The 25,379-nt window shown below is 54.0% G+C and carries 25 protein-coding genes; 15 read left to right on the forward strand and 10 right to left on the reverse strand.

Going from position 1 to position 25,379, the window contains the following annotated elements; all coding sequences use genetic code 11:
- Nucleotides 1-91: 91 nt before the first annotated feature.
- The 3 genes from FOA19_RS19775 to FOA19_RS19785 form a co-directional block, all read right to left on the reverse strand.
- Nucleotides 92-877: a dienelactone hydrolase family protein gene (locus tag FOA19_RS19775; RefSeq protein ID WP_149092566.1), complete on the reverse strand. Its 786-nt coding sequence runs from the start codon at nt 875-877 to the stop codon at nt 92-94.
- A gap of 238 nt (nt 878-1,115) precedes the next feature.
- On the reverse strand, nt 1,116-1,943 hold the full coding sequence (locus FOA19_RS19780; protein ID WP_149092567.1) for a phosphatase PAP2 family protein: 828 nt from the start codon (nt 1,941-1,943) through the stop codon (nt 1,116-1,118).
- A 280-nt stretch (nt 1,944-2,223) separates the two neighbouring features.
- Nucleotides 2,224-2,694, reverse strand: a complete 471-nt coding sequence (locus FOA19_RS19785; protein WP_149092568.1) for a DUF2059 domain-containing protein — start codon at nt 2,692-2,694, stop codon at nt 2,224-2,226.
- A gap of 161 nt (nt 2,695-2,855) precedes the next feature.
- On the opposite strand from FOA19_RS19785, the gene FOA19_RS19790 reads away from it, so the two are divergent.
- From FOA19_RS19790 to FOA19_RS19840, 11 genes are all read left to right on the forward strand, one after another.
- A complete protein-coding gene (locus FOA19_RS19790) occupies nt 2,856-3,404 on the forward strand; it encodes an NUDIX domain-containing protein (protein WP_149092569.1) in 549 nt (182 codons plus the stop codon).
- A 341-nt stretch (nt 3,405-3,745) separates the two neighbouring features.
- Nucleotides 3,746-4,294, forward strand: coding sequence for a hypothetical protein (locus FOA19_RS19795; protein WP_149092570.1), 549 nt, complete (start codon nt 3,746-3,748; stop codon nt 4,292-4,294).
- A gap of 407 nt (nt 4,295-4,701) precedes the next feature.
- Complete coding sequence (gene ligD / locus FOA19_RS19800) at nt 4,702-5,631, forward strand: non-homologous end-joining DNA ligase (RefSeq protein ID WP_149092571.1); 930 nt, start codon at nt 4,702-4,704, stop codon at nt 5,629-5,631.
- A 4-nt stretch (nt 5,632-5,635) separates the two neighbouring features.
- The gene (locus FOA19_RS19805) at nt 5,636-6,658 is read left to right on the forward strand and encodes an SDR family NAD(P)-dependent oxidoreductase (RefSeq protein WP_149092572.1); all 1,023 of its coding nucleotides are present in this window, start codon (nt 5,636-5,638) and stop codon (nt 6,656-6,658) included.
- A gap of 148 nt (nt 6,659-6,806) precedes the next feature.
- Nucleotides 6,807-7,148: a cupin domain-containing protein gene (locus FOA19_RS19810; protein ID WP_149092573.1), complete on the forward strand. Its 342-nt coding sequence runs from the start codon at nt 6,807-6,809 to the stop codon at nt 7,146-7,148.
- A 168-nt stretch (nt 7,149-7,316) separates the two neighbouring features.
- Nucleotides 7,317-7,703 carry a CZB domain-containing protein gene (locus FOA19_RS19815; protein WP_149092574.1) on the forward strand — a complete coding sequence of 129 codons (387 nt, stop codon included), beginning with the start codon at nt 7,317-7,319 and terminating at the stop codon, nt 7,701-7,703.
- A 140-nt stretch (nt 7,704-7,843) separates the two neighbouring features.
- Nucleotides 7,844-8,098: a hypothetical protein gene (locus tag FOA19_RS19820; protein ID WP_149092575.1), complete on the forward strand. Its 255-nt coding sequence runs from the start codon at nt 7,844-7,846 to the stop codon at nt 8,096-8,098.
- Nucleotides 8,099-8,320: 222 nt separating this feature from the next.
- Complete coding sequence (locus FOA19_RS19825; protein WP_149092576.1) at nt 8,321-9,253, forward strand: M48 family metalloprotease; 933 nt, start codon at nt 8,321-8,323, stop codon at nt 9,251-9,253.
- Nucleotides 9,254-9,401: 148 nt separating this feature from the next.
- Nucleotides 9,402-10,331: a M20/M25/M40 family metallo-hydrolase gene (locus FOA19_RS19830; protein WP_223808991.1), complete on the forward strand. Its 930-nt coding sequence runs from the start codon at nt 9,402-9,404 to the stop codon at nt 10,329-10,331.
- Nucleotides 10,332-10,673: 342 nt separating this feature from the next.
- Nucleotides 10,674-11,072: an RlpA-like double-psi beta-barrel domain-containing protein gene (locus FOA19_RS19835; protein ID WP_149092577.1), complete on the forward strand. Its 399-nt coding sequence runs from the start codon at nt 10,674-10,676 to the stop codon at nt 11,070-11,072.
- Nucleotides 11,073-11,307: 235 nt separating this feature from the next.
- The gene (locus FOA19_RS19840; RefSeq protein WP_149092578.1) at nt 11,308-11,988 is read left to right on the forward strand and encodes a porin family protein; all 681 of its coding nucleotides are present in this window, start codon (nt 11,308-11,310) and stop codon (nt 11,986-11,988) included.
- Between the two features lie 76 nt (nt 11,989-12,064).
- On the opposite strand, the gene FOA19_RS19845 is transcribed toward FOA19_RS19840, so the two are convergent.
- From FOA19_RS19845 to FOA19_RS19855, 3 genes are all read right to left on the reverse strand, one after another.
- On the reverse strand, nt 12,065-12,760 hold the full coding sequence (locus tag FOA19_RS19845; protein ID WP_149092579.1) for a ferritin-like domain-containing protein: 696 nt from the start codon (nt 12,758-12,760) through the stop codon (nt 12,065-12,067).
- Nucleotides 12,761-12,943: 183 nt separating this feature from the next.
- Entirely contained in the window at nt 12,944-13,972 is a 1,029-nt protein-coding gene (locus FOA19_RS19850) for a patatin-like phospholipase family protein (RefSeq protein WP_190300482.1), read from the reverse strand.
- An 82-nt stretch (nt 13,973-14,054) separates the two neighbouring features.
- The gene (locus tag FOA19_RS19855) at nt 14,055-14,606 is read right to left on the reverse strand and encodes a hypothetical protein (RefSeq protein ID WP_149092581.1); all 552 of its coding nucleotides are present in this window, start codon (nt 14,604-14,606) and stop codon (nt 14,055-14,057) included.
- 253 nt (nt 14,607-14,859) lie between these two features.
- On the opposite strand from FOA19_RS19855, the gene FOA19_RS19860 reads away from it, so the two are divergent.
- On the forward strand, nt 14,860-16,638 hold the full coding sequence (locus FOA19_RS19860; protein ID WP_149092582.1) for an aminopeptidase P family protein: 1,779 nt from the start codon (nt 14,860-14,862) through the stop codon (nt 16,636-16,638).
- A 136-nt stretch (nt 16,639-16,774) separates the two neighbouring features.
- On the opposite strand, the gene FOA19_RS19865 is transcribed toward FOA19_RS19860, so the two are convergent.
- From FOA19_RS19865 to FOA19_RS19880, 4 genes are all read right to left on the reverse strand, one after another.
- The gene (locus FOA19_RS19865) at nt 16,775-17,188 is read right to left on the reverse strand and encodes an EamA family transporter (protein ID WP_149092583.1); all 414 of its coding nucleotides are present in this window, start codon (nt 17,186-17,188) and stop codon (nt 16,775-16,777) included.
- 147 nt (nt 17,189-17,335) lie between these two features.
- The gene (locus FOA19_RS19870; protein ID WP_149092584.1) at nt 17,336-19,033 is read right to left on the reverse strand and encodes a M28 family metallopeptidase; all 1,698 of its coding nucleotides are present in this window, start codon (nt 19,031-19,033) and stop codon (nt 17,336-17,338) included.
- Nucleotides 19,034-19,158: 125 nt separating this feature from the next.
- Nucleotides 19,159-19,860 (reverse strand): SIMPL domain-containing protein, encoded by a 702-nt coding sequence (locus FOA19_RS19875; RefSeq protein ID WP_149092585.1) that lies wholly within the window; start codon nt 19,858-19,860, stop codon nt 19,159-19,161.
- Between the two features lie 132 nt (nt 19,861-19,992).
- Entirely contained in the window at nt 19,993-22,152 is a 2,160-nt protein-coding gene (locus tag FOA19_RS19880) for a S9 family peptidase (protein ID WP_149092586.1), read from the reverse strand.
- Nucleotides 22,153-22,352: 200 nt separating this feature from the next.
- On the opposite strand from FOA19_RS19880, the gene FOA19_RS19885 reads away from it, so the two are divergent.
- The 3 genes from FOA19_RS19885 (at nt 22,353) to FOA19_RS19895 (ending at nt 25,310) form a co-directional block, all read left to right on the forward strand.
- Complete coding sequence (locus FOA19_RS19885) at nt 22,353-22,634, forward strand: ATP-dependent Clp protease adaptor ClpS (protein ID WP_149092587.1); 282 nt, start codon at nt 22,353-22,355, stop codon at nt 22,632-22,634.
- Nucleotides 22,635-22,649: 15 nt separating this feature from the next.
- Nucleotides 22,650-23,258 (forward strand): recombination mediator RecR, encoded by a 609-nt coding sequence (gene recR / locus FOA19_RS19890; protein WP_149092588.1) that lies wholly within the window; start codon nt 22,650-22,652, stop codon nt 23,256-23,258.
- 144 nt (nt 23,259-23,402) lie between these two features.
- On the forward strand, nt 23,403-25,310 hold the full coding sequence (locus tag FOA19_RS19895; RefSeq protein WP_149092589.1) for a glycosyltransferase family 2 protein: 1,908 nt from the start codon (nt 23,403-23,405) through the stop codon (nt 25,308-25,310).
- Nucleotides 25,311-25,379 lie beyond the last annotated feature (69 nt).

The raw sequence follows: 25,379 nt of genomic DNA on the forward strand, positions 1-25,379 counted from the left end.
GGCCTGGAAACGCCTGTTGTGGGTAAATAGAAAAGCCGTTGCTAGAACTGAATCTGGCAACGGCTTTTGGTTTATGGGGCTTTTTTTAAGCTTACTTTTTGAAAATCTCCGCGAAAAACTGTTTCATAGCTTCCCAGGAGCGGCGGTCGGCGGCGGCGTTGTAGGCGGCACCTTTGCTGATATCTGAGCCGGCCTCTGGGTTGGTGAAGGCGTGCACCGTGCCGCTGTAGGCGATGAACTGATAGTCTACCTTGGCATCGTTCATTTCTTTGAAGAAGCCGTCCAGTTCGGCCTTGGACACAAACGGGTCAATGGCGCCGTGCGCTACCAGAACCTTGGTTTTGATGTTGGCGGCATCGGCGGGGTTAGGCGTGCCCAGACCCCCGTGGAAACTCACCACGCCAGCCACATCGGCACCACTGCGGGCCAGTTCCAGCACCGTCGTGCCCCCGAAGCAGTACCCGATGGCGGCCACCTTGGTAGCGTCTACGTTGGGTTGTTTCTTCAACTGGGCAAGCCCGGCGTTCACCCGCTGGCGCAGGAGCGGAATGTTGTTTTTGTACTTGGTAGCCTCGGCACCCATGGTTTCTGAGGTGGTGGGCCGCACGCCTTTCCCGTAGATATCGGGCGCGAAGGCCACGTACCCCATTCGGGCCAACTGGTCGCATCTTTTTTTGGTGTAGTCACCTATGCCGTTCCACTCGTGTACCACCAGCACCGCCGGTTGTTTGCCCTTCTTAGTGGCATCGTAGGCCAGGTAACCTTCCAGAGTGGTAGAGCCTTCTTTGTACTCCACCAACTGCGTTTTGATCTGTTGGGCCTGGGCCGCAACCTGAGCGGAGAAGAAGAGCACGAAGGCAAAAAGGAGTTTTTTCATCTTGGTCTAGCGTTTTAGGTTCATCAAGTGGGTCTGGCTCAGTATCCAGAGCCGGTAAAAAGAAAAGCGGATACTGCCCCTAAGGTAACAGTTCCGCTTTACAATTTCTGAGCCTAAAATCACCCCAATTTCCGATTGTTCTGTCAGCCAGCTTTCTGCTGAGAAACCAAAAAGCCGGAGGGCTGTTTCAACGCTCTTTCAAGGAAAAGATGCCTGAAACAGAATCTTGACGGGTGAGTTAGAACCGCAGGGAGGCGTTTAAACCGGCGGCGCCGTTCTGCCAGTTAGGAGAGACCACCCAGTTCCGTTTCTGCAGTTGGGTTTTCGCCTTCCGGATGGCCCAGTAGCTGGCCTTTCCGGTCAGGTAGCCCAAAGCGGCCCCTGCCAGCACATCAGAAGCCCAGTGTTTGTTGTCATTGATCCTGGATAAGCCTACCAGCGTGGCCACCCCGTATGCTACCTCGGGCACCCATTTGCTGTCTCGGTACACCGAGGCCAGGGCTGTGGCCGCCGCAAAGGCGTTGGACGTGTGCGATGACGGGAAAGAGGTGTTCTTGCCGCTGCCGTCGGCGCCGTCAAACAGGTGGCTGTCATCTGTGCTGCTGGGGCGGTGGCGTTGGAAACTTTTCTTCAGGATGCTGGTAGAAACCGCACTCAGGTAAAATCCGCCTAAGCCTACCAGGGCCGCTTCGCGCATCTTGGGCCGTTTGGCCAGGGCACCCATGGCAAACATGGTAGCAAAGGTGGCGTGCAGCGGAAGGGCCGTGCCCAAAGGCTCTACCAGGCGGGCGGTCTTGTCAGAAACAGAGGTGCGTTCCTGCTGTGCCAAAACGTGCAGCGGACGGTCATACCGGTTGTAGGAGGTAATGAAAAGACCGGTCACCAGGAGCACCGAGGAAGATTTTAGCAGCAAGCTTTTGTGTTGTTTCACCCAGGGAAGGCTGGGGGCCTGTTGGAAGTAGGTGGTGTCTGTTTGTGTTTGTAAGGAATCGGGACCCAGAGAGGCGGCAAATACCGAAGCCCTGGTCATGTAGAGAAGCGCTACAAGGATCAGAAGGAATCGCATAGAAACTTAAAAGTCAAAGGGATAGATAAAAACCTAAGTTCATTCTACCACAATAAGTTTCCTGTTTCAGAATATTTCGATGAATCTCTGGCAAGCTCCTTTGAACTGAAAGGTTTATAAGGTTAAAGGGTATGCCTTCCTCATTGTTTGAGCAAGGTTTGTCCATTTAGAAGCTAGCTTTTTTAGCCCATTTTCAAGGAAAACGCCCCAAAGCAGCAGTCCCTCCGGAAAGGGAACCTGTTGCTTTGGGGCGTTTCGTTTTGCGGGACGGGCGGGTTGCCTAATTGTCGCCCTGCATTTTCTTCTGGATGGCCTCCTGCAGTTCCATCATGTGCGGCTCCACCTTGGACTGGCCAATCTGGGCGCTTTTCATGGTGATGATAGACTGTTTAGACGCCATCTTTTTGCCGGTGGGCGTGAGATAGAACGTGTTCATGTCTTTGAGTTCTTTCTCAGTGAACTCCGTCATGTACAGTTGAATCAGGTCTGACTTGATGGCATCCCAGTTCATGTATTTGGAAAAGAAAGACCTTACCTCCACCTCGGCGGCTTTCATGGCCGGTACCTGTTCCATCTGCATGGTAAGCATCTGCTGGAGGTTGTCATCAATGGTCTTGGGGCTGCCCATGGTCAGGAGCAGGGTTTCTGCGGCTTTGTAATGGCTGCTCTGGGTCTGCGTCTGAGCTTGCGCCATGGCACTGCCTGCTGAAACCACCAGCAGCATGACCCACAGAGAGAATAACTTTTTCATTTTTTAAGATTAATTTGTTCCATAAATACGTATAGCGGGGCACAATAGCCAGTTTTAAGGCTTATTTATTTTGGACAATCCCAACGCAGGAACCGCTTTCCCTTGTCTGCGTAACACAGCAATCTAAGATTATCAGATCTATCACCAAGCCATTCATACCTATGGAAATAATCAAGAGAGAAACCGCTTACCAAGGGCATTACCGCCTGCAGGTGTACACCGTGCAAGACAAAGGAAACGAGTTTGAGCGTGAGGTCTTCCAGACCGGGCAGGCGGCGGCGGCGCTGGTCTACGACACCGAAAAAGAGAAATTCATCTTCGCCAAGCAGTTCAGGCCGGCCATTGAGCAGGACCTGGTAGAGGCCGTGGCAGGCATGCTGGACAGCGAAGACGAGAAACCGGAGGAGGCCATCACCCGCGAGATTGAGGAGGAGATCGGTTACGCCGTAGACAAGCTCCAAAAAATCTATGACTTCTATCCCTCCCCGGGGGCTTTCGCGGAGAAAATCTACCTGTTCTACGCCGAGGTGAGCAAGAAAACGAGCGAAGGCGGCGGCAAAGGCGACGAGAACGAGGACATCAAAACCCTGGAACTGTCTCCAAGTGAACTGGCCAAATACTCCTTCATTGACGGGAAAACCCTGTTGGCCGTGGAGTGGGCCAAAGCCAATGTGCTGCCAGACCTGCAGAGCAAGAAAAAAGCAAAATAGAAATCCTTTCCGGGCTGGATTAAGACCGATGCTACAGAACAATTTACTTATTTCCGTTTTAGTACCGTTTTCTCAGAATCAGCCCTAAAACAAAAACAATTGTGCGGCTTTCGTCTGCCTGGCTATAGGGAGGTGAGAGGCGCACCTTTTGGCTGCTGCCCATAAGAGAACGCCCGGAAATTGGCTGGCAAGCCGTACCGTATCGGCTGAGGTGCTTCTGATTGGTCTTCTGCCGGAGAATGCTCCCGGAGTTCTAAAATAGAGACCATTAACTAACTCTCCCCGGATCTGCCCGTAAACAGGTACATCAGTTTATTGTACTCACTTAAATCTGACCAACTATGGAAGATCAAAATAAGGACCAAGGAACGCCCCGTCAGAAGGGAAATGGAAGCAACAACAGCCAGGATGGAAATCGCGGGGACGGTGTTTTTGCGGATCATAACTACGGCACCAAAGCCGAAGGCGGCAACACCGCCAACTATGACGCCGACGGACACCAAGACATAAATGATGCCGGCGGTCGCATTGACGATGGCCAAGCCCACGATGACGTAAACGGCGGCGGGGATATCCTGGGCCGCCGGGGCGGAGGCTACGGCGAACGTAACATGGAACTTGGCAAACAGCCGAATGAGGAGAAGCGACCTATTCACGGCGCCGAGAGTGACAAAGACACTGGCTACGGTACCCACGCCGGCGGTCTCAGCGATAGCCACAGCGGGTTCAAAGGCAACCATAACGGGAACGACGGTACCGGCGGCGGTCGCAGCAGCGGACACGCCGGCCATGGCGGTGACCCAGATGATGAGAAATATTCACCCAACAAGGGCGGCAAAGATCAGAACAATGATCCAGATGTAGCCGGTCGGGGCGCCAGAACAAACTAGGCGCTTTATAACTAATTCACAGAAGGCCTGTCTCTTGCATAGAGGCAGGCCTTCTGTTTTTGGGCTGTTTTCCTAGAAACGCCCCTAAATCCTCCTGCCTGGGCAAGACAGCAAAGAAAAGGTTTCTTCCGTACAAGACGTGTAGTAAACGCTTGGCCCGCCGCGCAGACGTAGCTGCCAAAATTCAGCCATTTGTAAGAAAGACCTGCCTACATGAGCCTGCAAGAATACCACCAGAAACGCCACTTCAACCAAACCCCGGAACCCGAAGGCAAAGAAGCCATAAGCAAAGGCGCCCTGCATTTTGTGGTGCACCGGCACTAAGCCTCCCAGCTGCACTATGATTTCCAGCTGGAGTTGGAAGGCAAAGGTCCCTCGCTAAACCCCATCAACTAAAAAACCCGAAAATGGCCTCAAAACAGGAAAAAGACGAAGACTCTCTGGTGCTGGAACTGGACGGCAAGCAAATCTCCATTTCGCATCCAGACAAGCTGTATTGGCCCGAGGAGGGCATTTCCAAAAAAGACTTGGTGCTGTACTACCAGACCATGGCCGATGTGTTGCTGCCTTATCTCAAAGACCGGCCCGAGTCTCTGCTGCGGCACCCAAACGGCATCACCAAACCGGGTTTCTTCCAGAAAGACGCTGGCGAGCACGCCCCCGATTGGCTCCAGACCACGTCCATCAAAGCCGAGTCCACGGGTAAGCAAGTCGATTACCTGGTTTGCCAGAACAAAGCCGCTTTGGCCTATCTCAACAACCTAGGCTGCATTCAGTTGAACCCTTGGAACTCCCGCCTGCAAAACCTGGACACCCCAGATTACCTGGTGCTGGACCTGGACCCCGGCGAGAACACCTATGACGAGGTGGTAGAAACGGCGCTGGCCGCGAAGAAGATCCTGGATGAACTGAAGATACCTGTCTACGCCAAAACTTCCGGGGCCACCGGCATGCACCTGTATGTGCCCTTGGCTGCCAAATGGCCCTTTGAGTTGGTGAAAGAACTCGCCCATTTGTTGGCTCAGCGCCTGCACGGCAAACTTCCTAAACTCACCAGCCTGGAGCGCAGCCCCAAAGAACGCCGGAACCAGATCTACATTGATTTTCTGCAGAATGCCATCGCGCAGACCATTGCGGCGCCCTATTGCGTGCGTCCCAGAGCCGGCGTTACCGTTTCCACGCCGCTTTTGTGGGAAGAAGTCAAAACCGGATTGCACCCTTCGCAGTTTACCATAAAGAACGTACCTGACCGCGTCCAGAAACTAGGTGATATCTTCAAGCCGGTGCTGGGGGAAGGAATAGACGTTGCCGCCTACCTAAAGAAACTGAAAAAATAGAACTATGAAAGATCAAACCAAGAAAACACTTTTACTGGCCGGGGCCGCCTTGGGGACAATCCTGGCCCTGCGTGCCCGCGCGCGCCGCAAACAGGAATTCTCCTTTACAGACCGCACCGTGCTCATCACCGGTGGTAGCCGCGGGTTGGGCTTGGTGCTGGCCCGCATGTTTGCCGAGCAGGGCGCCAAAATAGCCATCTGTTCCCGTACCCAGCACCAACTGGATGCCGCCCGCGAAGAACTGGAAGCCGGCGGCGCCACCGTTCTCGCCTTTAACTGCGATGTGAGTGACCAGGGGCAGGTGAAAGCCATGATCCGGGAGATCACAGACCGGCTGGGACCGGTAGAGGTGCTCATCAACAACGCCGGTATCATTGCCGCCGGGCCGCTGGAAGAAATGACCGTGGAAGACTTCAAAGCCGCCATGGACATCCACTACTACGGGTCGCTGTATACCATGCTGGAGGTGATTCCGGAAATGAAAGCCCGAGGAGAGGGCCGCATCGTGAACATCGCCTCGGTGGGAGGGAAGGTGAGCGTGCCCCACCTGGTGCCGTACAGCGGCAGCAAGTTCGCGCTGGTGGGCATGTCTGAGGGGTTCAGGTCTGAGCTCATCAAAGACGGCGTCTACGTCACCACCATCAACCCGGGCCTGATGCGTACCGGCAGCGCCCGCAACGCCTTCGTCAAAGGCCAGAACGAGAAAGAGTACACCGCTTTCGCGCTCATGGACGCCAATCCTTTGATTTCCCTGGCCGCCGACAAGGCCGCCCGCGATATCATCAATGCCTGCCGGTACGGTAAATCCGAAGTTACGCTGGGGCTCAACGCCAAATTCATCAGCATGCTGCACGGGCTTTTCCCCGGCACCACCTCAGATCTCATGGGCTTGGTGAACATGTTCTTGCCAGGTCCGGGCGGCGTAGGGCAGGAGGCGGTGCGCGGCTACGAAAGCGAGACCGAGCTTACCCAATCTCCCCTGAATGCGCCTAACCAGAAAGCGGCCCAGGAAAACAACGAGCTTTAAAAAAGCATTTCTGAAAAGGATAGCCCTGCCAAGTTAGAGTTAAAGCTGTTGCGCCTGGCAGACATAATAGCTTGTTTTTCAGCTTTTCATAAGGAACAAGGCTGGATTTTTTCGTACACCTAAGCTTAACTAACCAAAAGATAAAACTATGAGTGACACCACAGTGACCAAAATAGACGGCGCCCATTCGCCCAAGGGCGATGACGGGGAGAAATACCTGGCATCAGGCAAAACGGTCTCTATGCGCCTCTGGGAAAAAGAGCAGCCCAGCGACTCCAAACCCGAGGTGCGCCGCGAGTACGAAACCGTAGGCTACGTGATCTCCGGTCGTGCCGAGTTGCACACCGAGGGCCAGGTGGTTCTGCTGGAACCCGGCAACTCCTACGTAGTACCCAAAGGCGCCTCGCACACCTACAAAATCCTGGAGGAGTTCACGGCCGTAGAGGCTACCTCGCCCCCGGCGCAGGTAAAAGGCCGCGACGAAGGCTGATGACCCAGACCAGGGTGTCTTTGAAAAACAGGAGCCCTGGTCTGGGGATTTCGGGTGCTTTGGTTTCTGGTATGTCTTGGTTGATTTTAGCCTGTTTTTTGAGAAACATCAGACATGTGAAAAGGTTGGGTTTACGATGGGAATGCGGCTTACACCTTAGTGTTAGCAATGAATAGAGAGGAGCAGAACAATTTTCTAGAAAGCATAGGAAGGCTGGATTTTGAGCAGGCGCGCATCAAGCACGTGCTCTTCAAATCAAAGCTGAGGGCCTTGCTGTACGGGGCAGACATTGACACTGAGCCGGTGATCTCCACCACGGGCTGCTCGCTGGGCAAATGGATTTACGAAGTGGCCATGCCCCGCATCGGGCATATGCCCGAGGTAAAGGACCTGGAAAAGGTGCACAATGAAATGCACGTGATTGCCCGCCGCCTTTGGCAACTCTACCAGCAGGGGCAACAAGACCAAGCCTTGAAAGAGCTCTCCCAGATTGATGATACCGCCCAGCGGCTTCTGCACCTGCTAGGGGAAATTGAGCGGAAAACCGTCACCTGATCTTCCTGGTCTGGCGCAGCGATAGGTTTTCCAAAACCAATGCAGAACCCCGATTGCAAGAACCTTTTGCCCCCGCTTTAGTACAAGAAGGCAGGCCCGATGCAGAATGGGGCACCCATGTTTCACCTAAGCTTAAGAAGATGCCAGATAAAGCAAATAACCCCGCCAATCAAGAGGAAAACAACAACTCTGCGAACAGAATGGAGCAAGGAAAACAGTCAGAACACCAGCGCCAGGATATCAGTGACCATGACAGCTACCGACGGAATGTCACAGGGTATGACGCCTCTAAGCAGGACGAGAACTTCTCTGGCACAGAGAAAGCTGGCGGTGGCAACACCATAGACGAGCGTGACACCAACGACGGCGATTCAAACCAGGAAAACAACTATTGATCTTCTAGAAAAAGCCCTTGAGGAATACGCTTAAGGGCTTTTTTGCGCACTGGAAGGAACTAAAAAAATATTTTCAGCACCCCTTTGCCCAAGGGGCGTTTAGCGGCCGTTTTTCTAAAATTGGCAGAGAACTTGCTATTAAGTGATTACGCAATGATTTGACAGCTTCTGCGTTGAATCAAATAGCCTGTTCTTCTGTTATAAAACTACATGGAAAAGCATATGAAAAAGGTTCTTTTATCAGTACTTACCGGTCTTTTTCTGACCGGTGCATCGGTGGCGACACCGGCTGTGGCTGAAGCGAAGGGAGGAGCTGCAACCGCATATGCAGCGCCTGCCGCGGTGGGGGCCAGAGATATTATCACCGAGATTATTGATGTGGTAGGGCTGAAGCCTCGGTTTGAGGTGCGCGCTGCCAACGTTCCTAACGCGGCTGCCGTGATCATGAACGGCAAGCGCTATATTCTCTACAATGAGAACTTCGTGAGCACGCTGAACAATGCGCTTAGAACTGACTGGGCTGGGGTGAGCATTCTGGCCCACGAGATTGGCCACCACCTGAACGGGCACACCCTTACACAAGGCGGCAGTAACAAGCAAGATGAATTGGAGGCCGATGAGTTCTCTGGGTTTGTGCTCCGGAAAATGGGTGCCTCGTTAAGCGAAGCCCAGGCCGCTATCAAAGCCTTAGCTGACGAAGAAGATAATTACACGCACCCGGGCAAAAGCTCCCGCCTTACTGCCATTAGCAGAGGCTGGCGGAACGCCCAGGAGCAGATCCTGGCTAGCGCTAAAGCCGGTACACCAAACCGCACGGTGGCTGGCGTAAGCCGTCCCATCATGTCTGAGTCAACTGTTGCCGCTAACACCACCAGCAGACGTCCTGCCACCACCTCCAGAAGAGGGTCTGAGCAGATCATGCGCCAGGTGAGACTGCAGAGCGCCCCCCAGGAACGTCTCTACGTGACCACCTCCTATAACCTGGTTCGGGAAACCGAAGATGGCCTGGAGGTGATTGGCAAGCTGCAGAAAACCAAAAGCAGCAAGTTCCCTTACGTACTGGAGAGCCGCTACTTCTCTTACCTGTTCGTAAGCACAGACGGATTGCTCCTGAATGAATCTGGCCAGCGGGTGGGGGTGCTCACCACTACCTAAGCTGCCTCAACATATAAGCCTTGAAACGCTGCCTTCTTCCAAGAAGGCGGCGTTTTTGTTTTCAGGTCGATTTCCTTAAACCAGGCCAAAATCAGCGCAAGGCCTTAGCGCAGGTGCAGGATTCCGAATTTTGCCGTACCTTTTGGACATGAACTTCTCTAAGTCTCTACCAGCCCTTTTGATGGCTTCCTTCAGCGTATGTACGCTTAGTTTTACCTCCTGCGCCCAGGACGTCATTCAGCAACCTGCCCACAGCCAGGCCCTGAAAGACGTACAGATCCTGGCCGCCGATTCTTTGGGTGGCAGGCTGCCCAATACGCCGGGTCACGCCAAAGCGCAGCAGTACCTGGTGCAGCGTTTCCAAAGCATCGGGTTGAAACCGGTGGGCACCCAGTATCAGCAGAACTTCAAGTTTACGCCACGCAACGCTTCGGCGGAGGTGCAGGGGGTGAACCTGGTGGGCATGATTCAGGGCAAATCAGACAAGGTGATTGTGATCTCGGCGCATTATGACCACGTGGGAACGCGCAACGGAAAGGTCTTCAACGGCGCCGACGATGACGCCTCCGGCATTGGGGCCATTCTGGCCATTGCCTCGCACTTCCAGAGTCAGAAGCCGCAGCATACGCTCGTATTTGTGGCCTTTGATGCCGAGGAACAAGGCCTTCGGGGTTCCAAAGCCTTCGTGGCCAACCTGCCTTTCGCCAAAGAACGCATTCTGCTGGACGTGAACCTGGACATGGTGAGCATCTCAGAAAAGAACGAGCTGTATGCCTCCGGGGCGTATCATTACCCATCCTTTAAGCCTTTGCTGGATAAAGTGAAGGTCCCCGAAGGACTGAACCTGCGCTTCGGCCATGACCGCCCGGAACAGGGCCATGATGACTGGACGCAACAGTCTGACCACGGCAGTTTCCACAATGCCAAAATCCCTTTTATCTACTTCGGGGTAGAGGACCATCCGCATTACCACCAAGAAACCGATGAGTTCAGAAACATTCACCAGGCCTTCTACCTGAAAGCGGTAGAAACCATCCTGCGGGCTGTGCAGGTATTGGATAAAGAGTTGCCTAGCTAGAATTTAGCCATTCGTTATCAGGTTATATGCCTAAAAACCTTTTTGCCTCATTTCATGAAAATGAGGCAAAAAGGTTTTTTTATGGGCCACCTACTTTCTAGCTGTGCTTTCATTAAAGGGCTTTTTATGGCATAATATGTGCTAAACATGCCCAAAAACCTATATTTGTATTAATCCAAGAAGTAAAACCCTGTAAAATATAAACCGTTTAAGACCTAGTGCCTAAATTGATGTTTAACCAACAACGAAAGCATGGTCAAAAACCAAACATATGGACTTCTACTTTTAATTCTTCTACCTTTTCTGAAAGAAATTTCAGGGTCAACTACGCCGGCTCCTGCCATGCCGGCCATAAATCACCCGGTAGTCATCAAGTCCCCGCCCAAGCTACCGGCCTCTGAGGATGCGGTGCACATCAATGTGGATGCCTCGGTCTACTTCCCAGAAGAAGCGCAGACCGATGAAGATCCCTTTGTCACCGCCGATGGCTCGCTTATCAATGAGCAGAATCCGCGGCAACACCGTTGGCTGGCCTTGTCCAGAAACCTGCTGTCGCGGTGGGGGGGCCAGATAGAATACGGCGATTCTGTGCGGGTAGAGGGTATCTCGCCCCAAATGGATGGCACCTATGTGGTGCGCGACGCCATGCACCGCCGCATCAAGAACCGCATAGATATCCTGGTTGGACCCAACGACAAAATCATGGGTTACTGGGAAGACGTAAAACTCATCAAATTATAGAGAATACTAGTTTGTAGAACATGGAAGGCCCCGTCTTTTAGTAGGCGGGGCCTTCTTGTTTTAAGCTTTAGTCTACATTTTCAAGAGATTTATTTATCTGATAGTCAATACTCTATAAAATAGTTTGCTTGTGTTTTCACGCTTTCCGCTAGGGAGGAGAGCGTTTTTGGCACGGTTTTTCCATTTAGGCAGATACAAGCCCGGGACCGGTTGAAGATTTGAAAATACAAGCGATATGAAAAAGACATTACTAATAGCGGTGGTTCTGCTGGCAGGATTACTGAATAAAAGCTTCGCCCAGGATGGCGGCGGGGTGAGAGTAGGAATCAAAGGCGGTTACAGCGTAACCGGCTGGCAAGGCGAAACCGTGAAAAGCTTCGGGGAGATGCTGGAGTACACAGACGGCAACGTGCAGACCAGAATGCGGCAGGGTTTCCACGCCGGTGCTTACCTGAGCATCCCGCTGTCTAACGGGTTTGAGTTTGAACCCGGCGTGCAGTACTCCCAGAAAGGGATGGTGCTGGAAGGCAGAGTACCCGGTGATGCGGCCCAGTTTGCCAACGCCAAAGTTACCCTAACCAATAAAGCAGAATACATTGATGTGCCTTTGCTGGCCAAAGTGTACCTGGGCAGCGGTTTCAACCTGTTTGCCGGTCCGCAGGTGTCTTTCCTACTCTCCAACAAGGTAAACGTGAATGCCGGGGCTTTTGGGTTCTCTGCTTACAACAATGATTTTGAGTGGCAGAACAGCCAGCGCAAAGTGGACGTGGGCATGTCGGCGGGTGCTGGGTACCAGTTCCAGAACGGCTTGAATGTGGGTGGTAGCTATGACATGGGCTTCACCACCATTGACGAAGGGGCAGATTACAAATCCTACAACCACGGGTTCAAAGCCTCGGTAGGATTCAGGTTCTAAAGATTTAAGTTATAGTGAATGTGTTATAGGATGAGGAAAAACGGCGGACATTGTCCGCCGTTTTTTTTGTGGTTGCTTAGCGTGACTGATTCGCCTTGCTGGTTTTGGCAGAAGTCTGCCCGTCTGATCCCAGTTTGCCTTTGGCAAGGTTGGTGACGGTGGCAATAAGGCGATCGGTAGGAATTCTTTTGGTGATAAGGCCGTATATAAGGGCGGCTCCGGCAGCACCGGCGGCCACGTACAAGGCGGTTCTCCAGGTTTGGTTAGGAGTGGAGGTCACAGCGGTGGCGGCGGTTAAGCCGGTTGGCGCTTCCTCTTCGTATCCGGCTGCTTCCCAAAGCTGGTGCAAATAAGAGAGCACATCGGTAGAGGCTTCGCGCTGGCGCAGGATGATGCCGCGTACCTCGGCGGGCAACTCATGGTCTAAGGCATCGCGGTAGGCTTTTTGGGCCCATTCTTCGCCGTAGATGCAGGAGCCCAAAATGGCTTCCTCGCTGCTGCCGGTGATGGTGGCTTTGAAATCCATCCATTGGCGATACAGTTTGCCTTTGGCTGTGGTATCACGCTCGGGGGTGCCGCCGTGTTGCTGGATTACTTGGTTCAGTTCATTGGCGAACGCCAGGCGCTGCTGTGAAAAACGGCGGTACGCGTCCTGGCGGAGCGTATCAGTGCTTTCCTTGGCGGCACGCTCGTAGCCTTCCAGGCCATCATGGACAAATTCGTTTAGTTCTGACAGAACCTCCACGACATTTTGTTTCTTGTTAGTTGACATACGTTCGGTTATGGTTTATAACTTCCATGAACGTGAACTTCCGTGTCAGGTTTAAGAAAAATAAGACTAGTGCTATATTGTAGGAAACCTAGAAGCCTCTAATGCTTTGGAGGTATTTAGCCAAAACAGGCGCAAAAACGCCTTACGCCAAGAAAACAGAAGGGAAGGCCGATCATCATCTGCTTACTCACAGGCCGCGAAGAACTGCAGCATGCCGGTGCGGCCGCTGGCCAGCAGTTTCTCTTTGTCCTTCTCAGAAAGGCGCTTCACCTTGGGCCCAAAGCCGGCGGTACTCACTGAGACGGTTCGGTCCCAGTCTGCGGGCGTGAGGGCATACCGGTTCAGGTTCTCCAGCACCATGCGGTAAAAGGCGTTCATGTAGGAGGGTAGGTCCACAATCTGGTGCGGCGCCAGCCCTTTGCGCTCCGCGTCATAGGCAATCTGGTCATCGTGGTCCAGCCTGATGCCCAACGTTTCGGGGTTGATGAAACGGTTTTCCTGGGGTCCAGCCAAGATCCGTCCGCCGGAAACATACCGCTGGTCATCAAACACCATGATAGGGAAGTTGGCCAGCAAGCCGCCGTCTACCATCACCGAGGTGCCCCCGTTTGGCAGCGGTTTGGGGTGCACGCCTCCCTTTGGGTCCATGAACACCGCCTGGAAGAACAAAGGCACGCTCATGGAGATTCTGACGGCGTCTTTCACGCGCATCTGGGGGTACGTCTCGTGGCTGAACACCTCCGCCCGCTGCTGCGACAGGTTGGTGCCGGTGATGTACAGGTCCCGGAAACCGTTTTTCCCCGCCAGGGCATGCAACTCCGCGAAAGTCAGATTGGGGTTCCCGGTTTTCTGGTCTATAAGCGAAGCCAGCCACTGCGTGAACTTCTCGCCCCGGTACCAGCCGTAATTCTTGGCCATGCGGTTGAACCCGCCCAGGAACAGGAAACGGCCATCGGTGAACTGCTGCAAAGGCGTGGCAAACGTGATCTCGGTGATTTCCTGCGGCCTGTAGCCCATGGCCAACAAGCAGGCCTGAATGGCGCCCGCCGAGGTGCCCGCCACGCGCTCAATGGGTTGCAGCAAGCCCCGTTTCTCCAGTTCCAGCAACGCGCCGCCGTACGCAATACCCCTGATGCCGCCGCCCTCCAGCGCCAGGTTCCGGTACACGGGTGTAGAGGTCATCTCCTGCGCCCGCAGTCCTGAGGGTAGCATAGATACCACGGCCAAAAAGCAAAAGCAGAGACAATGGTTTAAGGCTGATTTTTGGAAAATAGGGCTAAAAAGGGTGGTCATATTAGTCTACCTCAAATTGAACAGGCAAGTCAAACGACAATTGCCGGCGTTTGCTGCGGCCGTTCAGGTCGGTCAGGAAGGTATTGAGCTGGTCCTGGTACTCCAGGTGGTAATCCTGGTGCAGGTGCTTTTTAATGAGCGTCATGGTGCGCAATACCAGCCGGGCGGTGGCCACGTAGAAACCCTTGTAGATGCTATCAAACTGCCCGGTGAAGTTATCGAAGATCTGCCCCAGCAGGTACAGGTGGAGCTCTATCTCGCCTTTGCGGTCTTTGGTAATGCGCTGGTAACGGGCAATCTCCTGGTTGGCTTTCTTCAGGCCGCGGTTCAAGGCCTTGCTCAGAGACCTGCCGGAGACGGTGAACAGGATGTCATGGATGGTCTCGGTGCTGCGCTCGTAGAGGGTTTCCAGCGTGACATCGTCCAGCAGTTCAAAGGCCAGGGCATCGTACGCCTCGGCGTCTTTGCGCACCAGCCGCAGAATAAGGGCTTCCTTCTCTTTCTCACTTAATTTTTTCAACGCCTGCTTAAAGTCAGCGGAGGGTACGGGCATGCTCTGGTAATTAGAAATGAAGAATCGGGAATCTGGAACGGAGTTGCCTGGAACGTATGGCGCTCAATTCTTTAGCAAAAGTACGGCTTTGTTAGCAATTGCGCCACAAGGAGCTGATACTGTGTCTATCTTCTCTTTCCCATCCGATTATCCTGCAAAGGGAGGCCAGCAGTCCGGTAATTTGGCACCTGGGTGGATGTGTCTCACCTTCCTTAAAAATCGTAATTTGGCCCGCAAATACCTTAATGAATCCATGAACCACACAGATAGATTAGCCGGCATCCGGCAGCAGATGCAAGCGCAGGGCGTGAGTGCCTACATCATTCCATCGGCGGACCCGCACATCAGCGAATACGTGCCAGACCGTTACAAGTGCATCGCCTTTGCCTCGGGCTTCACCGGATCAGCGGGCACCTTGGTGATCACCCAGGATTTCGCCGGCCTCTGGACCGATGCCCGTTACTTTGAGCAGGCCCAGGAACAATTAGCCGGTTCTAGCTTTGAACTGGTGAAACTGCGAGTGCAGCACGCGCCGGAGTACATCCAGTGGCTGGCCGGCAAATTGCAGAGTGGCGAAACGGTTGCTTTTGACGGCCGACTCATGTCCCTGACCCTGGCCCAACTTCTGGAGCAGCAATTAAAACGCCGCGGTATCCAGCTTGCCACCGACCGTGATTACCTGGAGGCCGTCTGGGAGAACCGCCCGGCCCTGCCTACTGCTCCGGCCTTTTTGCTGGACGAGCAAATCACCGGGAAATCCTTGGAAGACAAACTACAGGAACTTCGCGGAGCTTTGCAGGAAGCTGGAACCGCGTATCACCTTATCTCTTCGCTGGATGACATTGCCTGGCTTTTCAACGTGCGCGGGAGCGATGTGAAATGCAATCCGGTGGTGTTGAGCTTCGCGCTGATCAGCCAGAACCAAGCCGTGTTGTTTATAGACGAAACCAAACTGAGCCAGGAAGAGAAAGGCCGTCTGGCGCGCGCCGGCGTAACCCTCCAGCCCTATGAGGCAGTGGGGCAGGCCCTGAGCCAGTTACCCGCGGAGTCTTCCATTTTCCTGGACCCGAAACGCACCTGCCAAACCCTGTTTGAGCAATTGCCTGCCCAGATCAGCGTATTTCAGGAAACCAACCCTACCACCGTTTTCAAGGCGATCAAGAACCAGGCCGAGGTGGCGCACACCCGCACCACTATGGTGAAAGACGGCGTGGCCCTCACCCGGTTTTTTAAGTGGTTAGAGGAAAACATCACCAAAACAGAAATCACCGAGATCTCTGCCGCCGAGAAGTTGCGGGAGTTCCGGGCCGAGCAGGAAGGCTTCGTGGGCGAAAGCTTCGATACCATTGCGGGTTACCGCGAGCACGGCGCCTTGCCGCACTACAAAGCCACCCCGGAAAGTAACGTAGTGCTGAAACCCGAGGGCTTGTTCCTGCTGGATTCCGGCGGACAATACCAGACCGGCACCACCGATATCACCCGCGTGATCTCCCTGGGCAACCTCACTGAAGAAGAAAAAACGGACTACACGCTTGTCCTGAAAGGCACCATTGACGGCTCCACCGCCCGGTTCCCCAAAGGCACCCGCGGCTACCAGATTGATGCCATCACCCGCAAACCACTCTGGGACCACGCCCGCAATTACGGACACGGCACCGGCCACGGCGTAGGCTTTTTCCTGAACGTGCACGAAGGGCCGCACACCTTCAATCCCACGCCATTGCCCGTGGACATTGAACTGGGAATGATCACCTCGGTGGAGCCTGGCATCTACCGTCCCGGCCGTTATGGGATAAGAATCGAAAACCTGGTGCTCACCGTGCCGGATGAAACAAATGAGTTCGGGGAGTTCTACACCTTTGAGACGCTCACCCAGTTCCTGATTGACACGGCCCCCGTGAACAAAGGCCTGCTGGAGGCGCACCACATCCAATGGCTGAATACCTACAACCAGGGAGTAGTGGAGAAACTAGGGCCGCATTTAACCCCGGAAGAATTAGCCTGGCTCACGGAAAAAGCGAAAGCGATTTAATTTCAGCCTCTACAACATAAACAACAAAGCGGCCTCCACTTGCATGATAAGTGGAGGCCGCTTTGTTGTTTATGGATTTAGGATAGCGTTTAGGGACTTCTTTTACAAAAATGGCCACAAAACAAAGGAGCCAAACTCAGGCAATCAGGACCAACGTGCCTGCAATGATGAGCCCGGCGCCAATAGCGGTTTTCAGGGTCAGGGCCTCGCCCAGGAAAACGACGGAGAGCAGAATGGCGATGGCCACGCTGGCTTTGTCTACCGGCGCTACCTGGGAGACCTTGCCCAATTGCAGCGCTTTGAAATAGAAAATCCAGGAAAGACCGGTGGCCACCCCAGACAATAGCAGGAAGGTCCAGTTGGTTTTGGAAAGATCTGTAACGGTGCCCAAGCTGCCTTTCACCAGTATAATAGACCAGGCCAATACCAGAATGACCACCGTCCTGATGGCCGTAGCCAGGTCAGAGTCCACGCCTTTGATGCCCATTTTGGCGAAAACGGCGGTTAAGGCCGCAAAAACAGCCGAGAGAAGCGCATACATCCACCACATATTTACAGGAGTTTGTTCAGGTAGCTATACGGGAAGGCATGAGGTCTGAGGCGCGAGGGGCTAAATAAACGAGGCCGCCCCAACTCAGGAGCAGCCTCGCCTTTGGTGATTTCCAGCTGATTTTGTGAAATCGGGCGCAAACAAGCCTTACTTATTCATGTACCCGTCCCGCACGGCCTTGAACTCAGAACCGGCTTTCCACTGCGGCCACTGGTTGGAGAAAGCCAGGCGCTTGCCCACTTGGTAGAGCAACTGCAGATCGGCGGTGGCGCCTTCCGTCTTGAAGGCGGCGTTCACCTCGTCGTTGGGTTTGTGGTAGATGTTGGCCGTGAAGTTGTCCAGGAGCTTTTTGCCCTCGCCTTTGCCGAGTTGCAGGTGGTCGATGCCCATGCCGGTAAACAGTGCCGGAATACCCATCTTCGCGAAGTTGAAGTGGTCTGAGCGGTAATACAAACCTGCCTCTGGGTTAGGGTCACGGGCGATGTAGCGGCCCGCCTTTTGTGCCTCCTCTGACAGGAATTCCTCCAGTTCAGACTGCCCCATGCCAATGAGCACGATGTCTTTGGTGGTGCCGTAGGGGTTGAGCATGTCCATGTTGAGGTTGGCCACGGTTTTCTCTTTCGCGAAGGTGGGGTTCTCGGCGTAGAATTGGGAACCTAACAAGCCCTGCTCCTCAGCGGTAACGGAAAGAAACACCACGGTTCGGTCTGGTTTCTGGCCTTGCGCCTGGAACGCCTTGGCTACGGCCAGCAACCCTGCGGTACCGCTGGCGTTATCGGCGGCGCCGTTGTAGATGCTGTCATTCTGCTCATTCTTCTTCCCGATGCCCAGGTGATCCCAATGCGCGGAGTACACGATGGCTTCCTCGGGGCGTTTGCTGCCGCTGATCTTCGCAATGAAGTTGTAAGATTTGTCATACCGCACTTTGGCTTTGAGAGAAGTGCTCACGGTTAAGCCCAAAGCGTTGCCCTTGAACCCAGGTTTGGCGGCCCGCTGCAATTCCGTCCCGAAGTTCTTGCCTGCCGCGGCGAACAGCTTCTCGGCCACGGGTGTGGTGATCCAGCCTTCCATGGCGCAGCGGTATGCGTCCTTTCCTTTTGGATCAAGGTAGAATTTGGAGGTGTTCCAGTTGTTCTGCACCACCTTGAAGCCGTAGCCGGCCGGCTCAGTGGCGTGCACAATAAGGCAACCTTTGGCACCCTGGCGGGCGGCTTCCTCCAGTTTGTAGGTCCAGCGGCCGTAGTACGTCATGGTGCGGCCTTTGAAGAACGTGGTGTCTGAAGAGTAGAACCCCGGATCGCTCACCAGCACCACCACTACCTTGTCTTTCACGTTTAGCCCGGCGTAGTCATTCCACTTGTATTCCGGTGCCACAATCCCGAAGCCGGCAAACACCAATTCGCTGTCTTTGATGGAGACATTCTCCTCGGGGCGTCTGGCCCAGATCACGTACTCTTCCAGCCCTTTCAAGGTCATGGACTTTTTGCCTTTCACGGTCATGGTCTGGGCAGGGGCGGAGGTGATTTCCACCATGGGTACTTCCTGCAGGTAGCTGGCACCGTTGCCGGGTTCCAGTCCCAGGGCTTTGGCCTGTGCTTCCAGGTACGCGAGGGTTTTCTTCTCGCCGGCGGTAAACGGCTTGCGGCCTTCCATGTTATCAGACGCCAGCGCAGTCACATAGGTGCGGTAGCTGTCTTCCGTGACTTGGGCTATGGCCTCATTGACGGCGATGGGTTCGTTTGTGATTACGGGAGGAGTATTGGTGGAGGGAGCGCTTGTGGTTTGGCAAGATGAGAGAAGACTCAAGCCAAGGGAAATTGCCAAGTAATGAAATCGGTTCAGCATGGATATGCATTTTGGTTTGGGTAGTTAAAGACAATGGTTTCTTGCTCTTTTGACTTTCTTAAATCTTTAATCAGGGACAGTCACCCATAGAAAGTTTGGGAGTCAGCGGATTCATTAGTCATCCACTATTTTAACTCAAATACAACTTTCACAGTTATGGACACAGAAACATTCTGCGATATGTCTACCAAAGAACCCTGCATGGGAGCCGATGCTGTTATGCCATTTCCTGCATAGTTACTGAAAGTAGGGTCTGATTCATCCGTCTCGGCTACCTTCACAATGCGTTTCACCTTTCTTTCTGCCGCAGATGCAATAATTTCTGCTTTCTCTTTTGCTGCAGCCACAGCTTTGGCTAGCACTTCTTTCTTCATGGCTTCCTCCTTAGAAGAAGAGAAACTGCTGTTAAAATTGTGAACTCCTGCCCTGATTAATTTTTCCTGGATGCTGGGGTAATCCTTGATGGCATCAATGGTAAAAGTGACTTCTTGCGTTCCTTCAAATACCAAAACCTCGTTTCCATTGGCTGGACCATAAACAGAGGGGCGTCTTACTACTGAGAAAAGACTGTACTTTACTTTCTGAGAGGGCACGTGAAATTCGTTCAGTATCTTGAACACTTTTGCTTCTAACAATTTATGCTGTTCATACACCTTGTCCAGACTGAAGGTATCTATGGTGGAAAGGTAGACATGAAAAGTAACCCGGTCTGCAGGGGTTTCCATGGAGGCTGCGCCAAGCACTACAATTCGGTTCTCCGGTGAAATAACTTGAGCTGTCACTGTTCCAGACAACAGGATGAATAGACAGAGGAAAATGAGCTTCATCAGAAGGTGCGTGAAGTGGACTGTCAAAGATAGAGATAGGAAGTAAAACAAAAAGGGAGCCGCTAGAAATAGCAACTCCCTCTGACTTCTTTCCTTTTGGGCTATTTTCTTAAAACTGCCTCTAAAACATCTTTACTTCAGATGCTCGTCAAAGTACTCGGTTACTTTCTTGTAGAGGTGCACGCGGTCTTTGCCGCCCACGTTGTGCGGGTGGCCAGGGTACACGAAGTAATCCAGAAGCACGCCTTCGTCCACGGCTTTTTTGAGGAAGGATTGGCTGTGCTGCCATACCACCACATCGTCTATGGTGCCGTGGATCATGAGCAGTTTGCCTTTGAGGTTCTTCACCTGGTTGAGGAGGTTGGCCTGCTCGAAGCCTTGCGGGTTTTCCTGGGGCGTGTCCATGTAGCGCTCGGTGTACATGACTTCGTAGAGGCGCCAGTCAATCACGGGGCCACCGGCTACGCCCACTTTGAAGACGCCGGGCTGCTTGAGTAGGAGGGAAGTGGTCATGAAACCGCCGTAGCTCCAGCCGTGCACGCCCAAGCGGTTGGCATCTACGTAGGGCAAGCTTTTAAGGTAAGCCACACCTTTCATCTGGTCGCTCACCTCGGGCACGCCCACCTGGCGGAAGATGGCTTGCTCAAAGGCGCGGCCTCTATCGGCGGAGCCGCGGTTGTCCAGGGTGAACACGATGTATCCTTTCTGGGCCATGAGCTGCATCCAGAGGTTGGCGCCGCCCAGCCAGCTGCTGTTGACCATCTGTGCGTGCGGGCCGCCATACACGTACACCACCACCGGATACTTTTTCTTCTCATCGAAGTTGGGCGGCGTGATCATGCGGCAGAACAGGTCCGTGGTGCCGTCCTCGGCCTTGATGGGGAAAAGTGTGGTCTCGCCCAGAGCGTAACCTTCCAGCGGGTTGGGAGCCACCAGCAGGGTTTTGGTGATTTTGCCGGCATCGGTGTCCAGGATACGGATGGTGCGCGGCGTGGCCGGGCTGCTGTAGTTGTCTATGAAGAACTGGCCGGTGGGGCTGAAGGAGATGTTGTGCACGCCGCTGCCTTGGGTCAATCTGCCGGTGCGGCCGGTGCTGAGCTCGGCGGCGTAGAAGTGACGTTCCAGCGGGCTCTCGGCGGTGGAGGTGTAGTACGCTTCGCGGCCATTTTTGTCAAAACCTACCAAATCCGTCACCACCCACTCACCTTTGGTCAATTGCCGAATAAGCTGGCCGTTGGTGCTGTACAGGTACAGGTGGTCAAAGCCGTCGCGCTCGCTTATCCAGACAAACTGATCGGGTTTGCCCGGCACGAAGTACAGGGGGTGTTCAGGCTCTACCCATTTGTCGTTTTTCTCCTCAAACAAGGTCTTCACGAAAGCGCCGGTGGCGGCATCGTACTGGTTCAGCCACATCTGGTTCTGGGCGCGGTTCACCACGGCCAGGTAAATGGATTTCTCGTCGGGGCTCCAGGTCAGGTTGGTGAGGTACTGCTCGGCGGGCTCGCCGGTTTTCAGGAAAACCGTCTTGCCCGAGGCCACGTTGTACACGCCCACCGTCACGTGGTGGCTTTTGCCGCCGGCCATGGGGTATTTGATGTTGTTCAGTTTGGCTGGCACCTCGCTCACGTCTACCAGCGGGTAATCAGTGACCATGGTCTGGTCCATGCGGTAGAAAGCCAGGCTGTTGCCGCTGGGGCTCCAGAACGTGCCTTTCGTAATCCCGAACTCGGAGCGGTGCGCCGCCTGGCCGTTCACAATGGCAGGGTTCGTTTCCTGGGTAATTTGCTTGTTCTCGGCCCCGGGCTGGGAAATAAATAGGTTCTGGGCTTTGGTGTAGGCCACGCGCTGGTGGTTAGGGGCAAAGTCAGCATTCTCGGCAGTAGCGTCCAGTTTGTAGAATACCTGGCCCGCTTTGGTCTGCGGGTTATAGCGGAGAACCGTGCCGTTCTGCTTTAAAACTACCTCGTTGGCGTTGAGCCATTCCAGGCCATTTACGTTAGAGACTTTCGCCACGCCAGCTTTCTCCAGGGCCACGTTGAGGTCCTGGAGGGAAAGAACCGGACGGGCGTTTTCCCGCACCGAGCCGCGCAGCAACTGGTCCATTTTGTCGCTTACATAACTGTAGTCATTGGTGCCGGGCACCCAGGTGAGTCGGCGCAGGTTGGCGGGCGTGAGGCTGGGGTTGAGGAAGGCATCTTCCATGGTCAGCAGCTTTTGCTGGGCCGTTGCCGTAAAAGAACCCAGGAGTGATAGCCATAGAAAAGCAATCCAGGCAAGGGGTTGTCTGTACATGTTGTTTTGAGGTTGAGATAAGAAAAACAGCCACTAAACAGCCGTTTGTGCAACAGCTTTGGCAGACTGTTTTTCTATCAAAAATAAGGCTAAACTACCTTTTTTTCAGGAACAAGAGGCCATTTTATACTGTTTTACTTTTGCTGAGACCCAAGCAGGTAGAGCTTCCTAAACTCATGTTAATTGCTTAATTTTGCGTTATGGACATTCTAACTGAAATTCTGGAGCAGGAAGACGTGCTGTTGTTGGAGGAAACCACCGATGTGCGCGAGCTGGTGGTGTACAACGATGACGTGAATACGTTTGAACACGTGATCAATACGCTGGTGCAGGTCTGCCGCCACACACAGGAACAGGCCGAGCAGTGTACCATGCTGATTCACTACAAAGGGAAGTGTACCGTAAAATTGGGCACGTTCACGGAGTTAGAGATCATGTGCACCGCCATCCATGACCGGGGTATCTCAGCGGATATCGTTTAACCCTGAACTAACTGGATGAATTTCCCTTCTAAGCTGATTGAGAATGCGGTAGAAGAGTTGGCTAAATTACCTGGCGTAGGCAAGAAAACCGCCTTGCGCCTGGTGCTGCACCTACTCAAAGCCGAAACCGAAGATACAAAACAACTTTCTGAGGCGCTGGTACGCATGCGCACCGGCATCAGGTACTGCAAAACCTGCCACAACATCTCAGACGTGGAAGTGTGCAGCATCTGTTCCAATCCGCTCCGCGACCGCGCCCTGCTGTGCGTGGTCAGCGACATGCGCGACGTGATTGCCATTGAGAACACGGCCCAGTTCAAAGGCGTGTACCATGTGCTGGGCGGCGTGATCTCTCCCCTGGAAGGCGTGGGCCCGTCAGACCTGCACATCCAATCCTTGGTGGAGCGCTTGCCTAGTTCCGGGGTGAAAGAGATCATCCTGGCCCTGAGCCCCACCATGGAAGGCGACACCACGGCGTTCTACCTCACCCGCAAACTGAAAGACTACCCGGCCCGCATTTCCAGCATCGCCAGGGGCGTACCGGTGGGCGGCGAGTTGGAGTACACCGATGAGATTACCCTGGGCCGCAGCATCCTGGACCGTACCGCCTACAGCCAGATCTAGGTTTTAGGCTTATTTTAGAGAAAACACGGCCTAAACAGCCCACAGAGCAGGAACATGTGTTCCTGCTTTTTTTATGTTTGTAGAATTTTCTGAACTTACAGAGACATTACCCGGCCACATCCACTACGACCCAACGTTCGCTGCTTGAAAGACCTCTCCGTTATCATTGTCAATTACAACGTCAGCTATTTCCTGGAGCAATGCCTGCTTTCCGTCAGGAAGGCGGTGCGGGGGCTGCAGGTAGAGGTGTTTGTGGTAGACAACAACTCCGTGGACGGATCGGTGGAGATGGTGCAGCGGCGCTTCCCCGAGGTCATTCTGCTGGCCAACAAAGAGAACCTGGGTTTTTCCAAGGCCAACAACCAGGCCATCCGGCAGGCGCAGGGCAAGTACGTGCTGCTCCTCAACCCAGACACGGTAGTGGAGGAGGACACCTTCTGCAAGTGTTTCCGGTTCATGGAACAAAATCCCAAAGCCGGGGCGCTGGGCGTGAAGATGATGGACGGCGCCGGCCTTTTCCTGCCCGAATCCAAACGCGGTCTGCCCACGCCTTGGGTGGCTTTTTCCAAAGTATTCGGGCTGGCGGCTATGTTTCCCACCTCCTCGCTGTTCAACCGCTACCATCTGGGACACCTACACGCAGACCAGGTGCATAAAATAGACATCCTGGCCGGCGCTTTCATGTTCATGCGCGCCGAGGCCCTGGAGAAAGTAGGCCTCCTGGACGAGGACTTCTTCATGTACGGTGAGGACATTGACCTTTCTTACCGCATCAAGGAAGGTGGCTACGACGTGGTGTATTTCCCCGAGACCCGCATCATCCACTACAAAGGCGAGAGCACCCGCAAAACCAGCGTGAACTACGTGTTCATGTTCTACCGGGCCATGATGGTCTTCGCGGAGAAGCATTTCAGCGGGCGGCAGGCCAGGCTGTACTCGTTCCTCATCCGATTGGCCATTTACCTGCGGGCCGCCATCGCTATTCTGTTCCGGGCTTTTCAGCGCGTAGCGCCTCTTTTGCTGGACGGGCTTTGCCTGGCCATTGGCGCTGTGGTAGGCGAGAAAGTAGTGCCTGATCCCTTGCCGTTGGGCATCACGCCCATGTGGGGCGCCTATCTGGCCGTCTGGCTGGGCAGTGCTTTCTTCAGCGGGGCCTATGATAAACCAGGACGGTTGTACCGGCTAGTTAGCGGGATGCTATGGGGCAGTATCCTGCTCATGGCGTTCTCCAGCATCGTGTCCATTGTGGGTGAAACAAACAAAAAACACCTGCTGGTGGCCGTGCTAATGGGTTTGGTGGGCATGACGCTCTGGCGCCTTATCTGGCATTTCAGATCCTATGGGCACTGGAAGTTCGGGGAGCCCAAGGCCAAACGCATTGCGGTGGTGGGCAGCAGCCGGGAAGTGAAAAGGGCCTCGGTACTGCTGCGGCAGGCCGGCGCCCAAAAACCTCTGACGCAGCTGGAGCCGCAGCACACCCTGGCAGACCTCAGGCAAATCAAAGAGGTGATCGAGATCTATAAGATAAACGAGCTCATTTTCTGCGGGAAGGACCTGGCCGTTTCCCAGATCATAGAGTGGATGGTGCAGATCCATAACAGCGCTGTGGAATTCAAGATCCTGCCCGAGAACAGTACCTACATCATCGGGTCCTCGTCTAAAAACGCCCGCGGCGACTATTACGCCCTGCACATTGAGGTGAACCTGCTAAACCCGTACCACCGGCGGAACAAAGTGGTGCTCAACTCGCTGGTGAGCGCGGTGCTGCTGGCGCTGTCACCGGTGCTTATCTGGCGCATCAAAGGAAAAAGGCAGTTTTTGAAAAATTGCCTCGGAAACCTGGTGGGGCTTTACCAGTGGGTGGGGCTCAAGGCCACCGCCACGCCGGAGTCAAAACCTGCCATCCTCTCGCCGGTAGACAAAGTCTCTAACCGGCGCATCAGTCCGGCGGCGGTCCGGCAGATGGAGGTGATCTACGCCAAGGACTATACGCCTTATACTGACTTGGTTATCCTGGCCAGGAATCTCTCTAACCTGGGAAGATCGGTTTAGGAAAACAGAACCCTTTGCCTTTTAAACAGTACAAGAGGCAGTGGCTGGCGGTATTCTCGCCCCAGGATA

Origin of the sequence: Rufibacter hautae (assembly GCF_008271695.1) — a bacterium.
GTDB lineage: Bacteria > Bacteroidota > Bacteroidia > Cytophagales > Hymenobacteraceae > Nibribacter > Nibribacter hautae.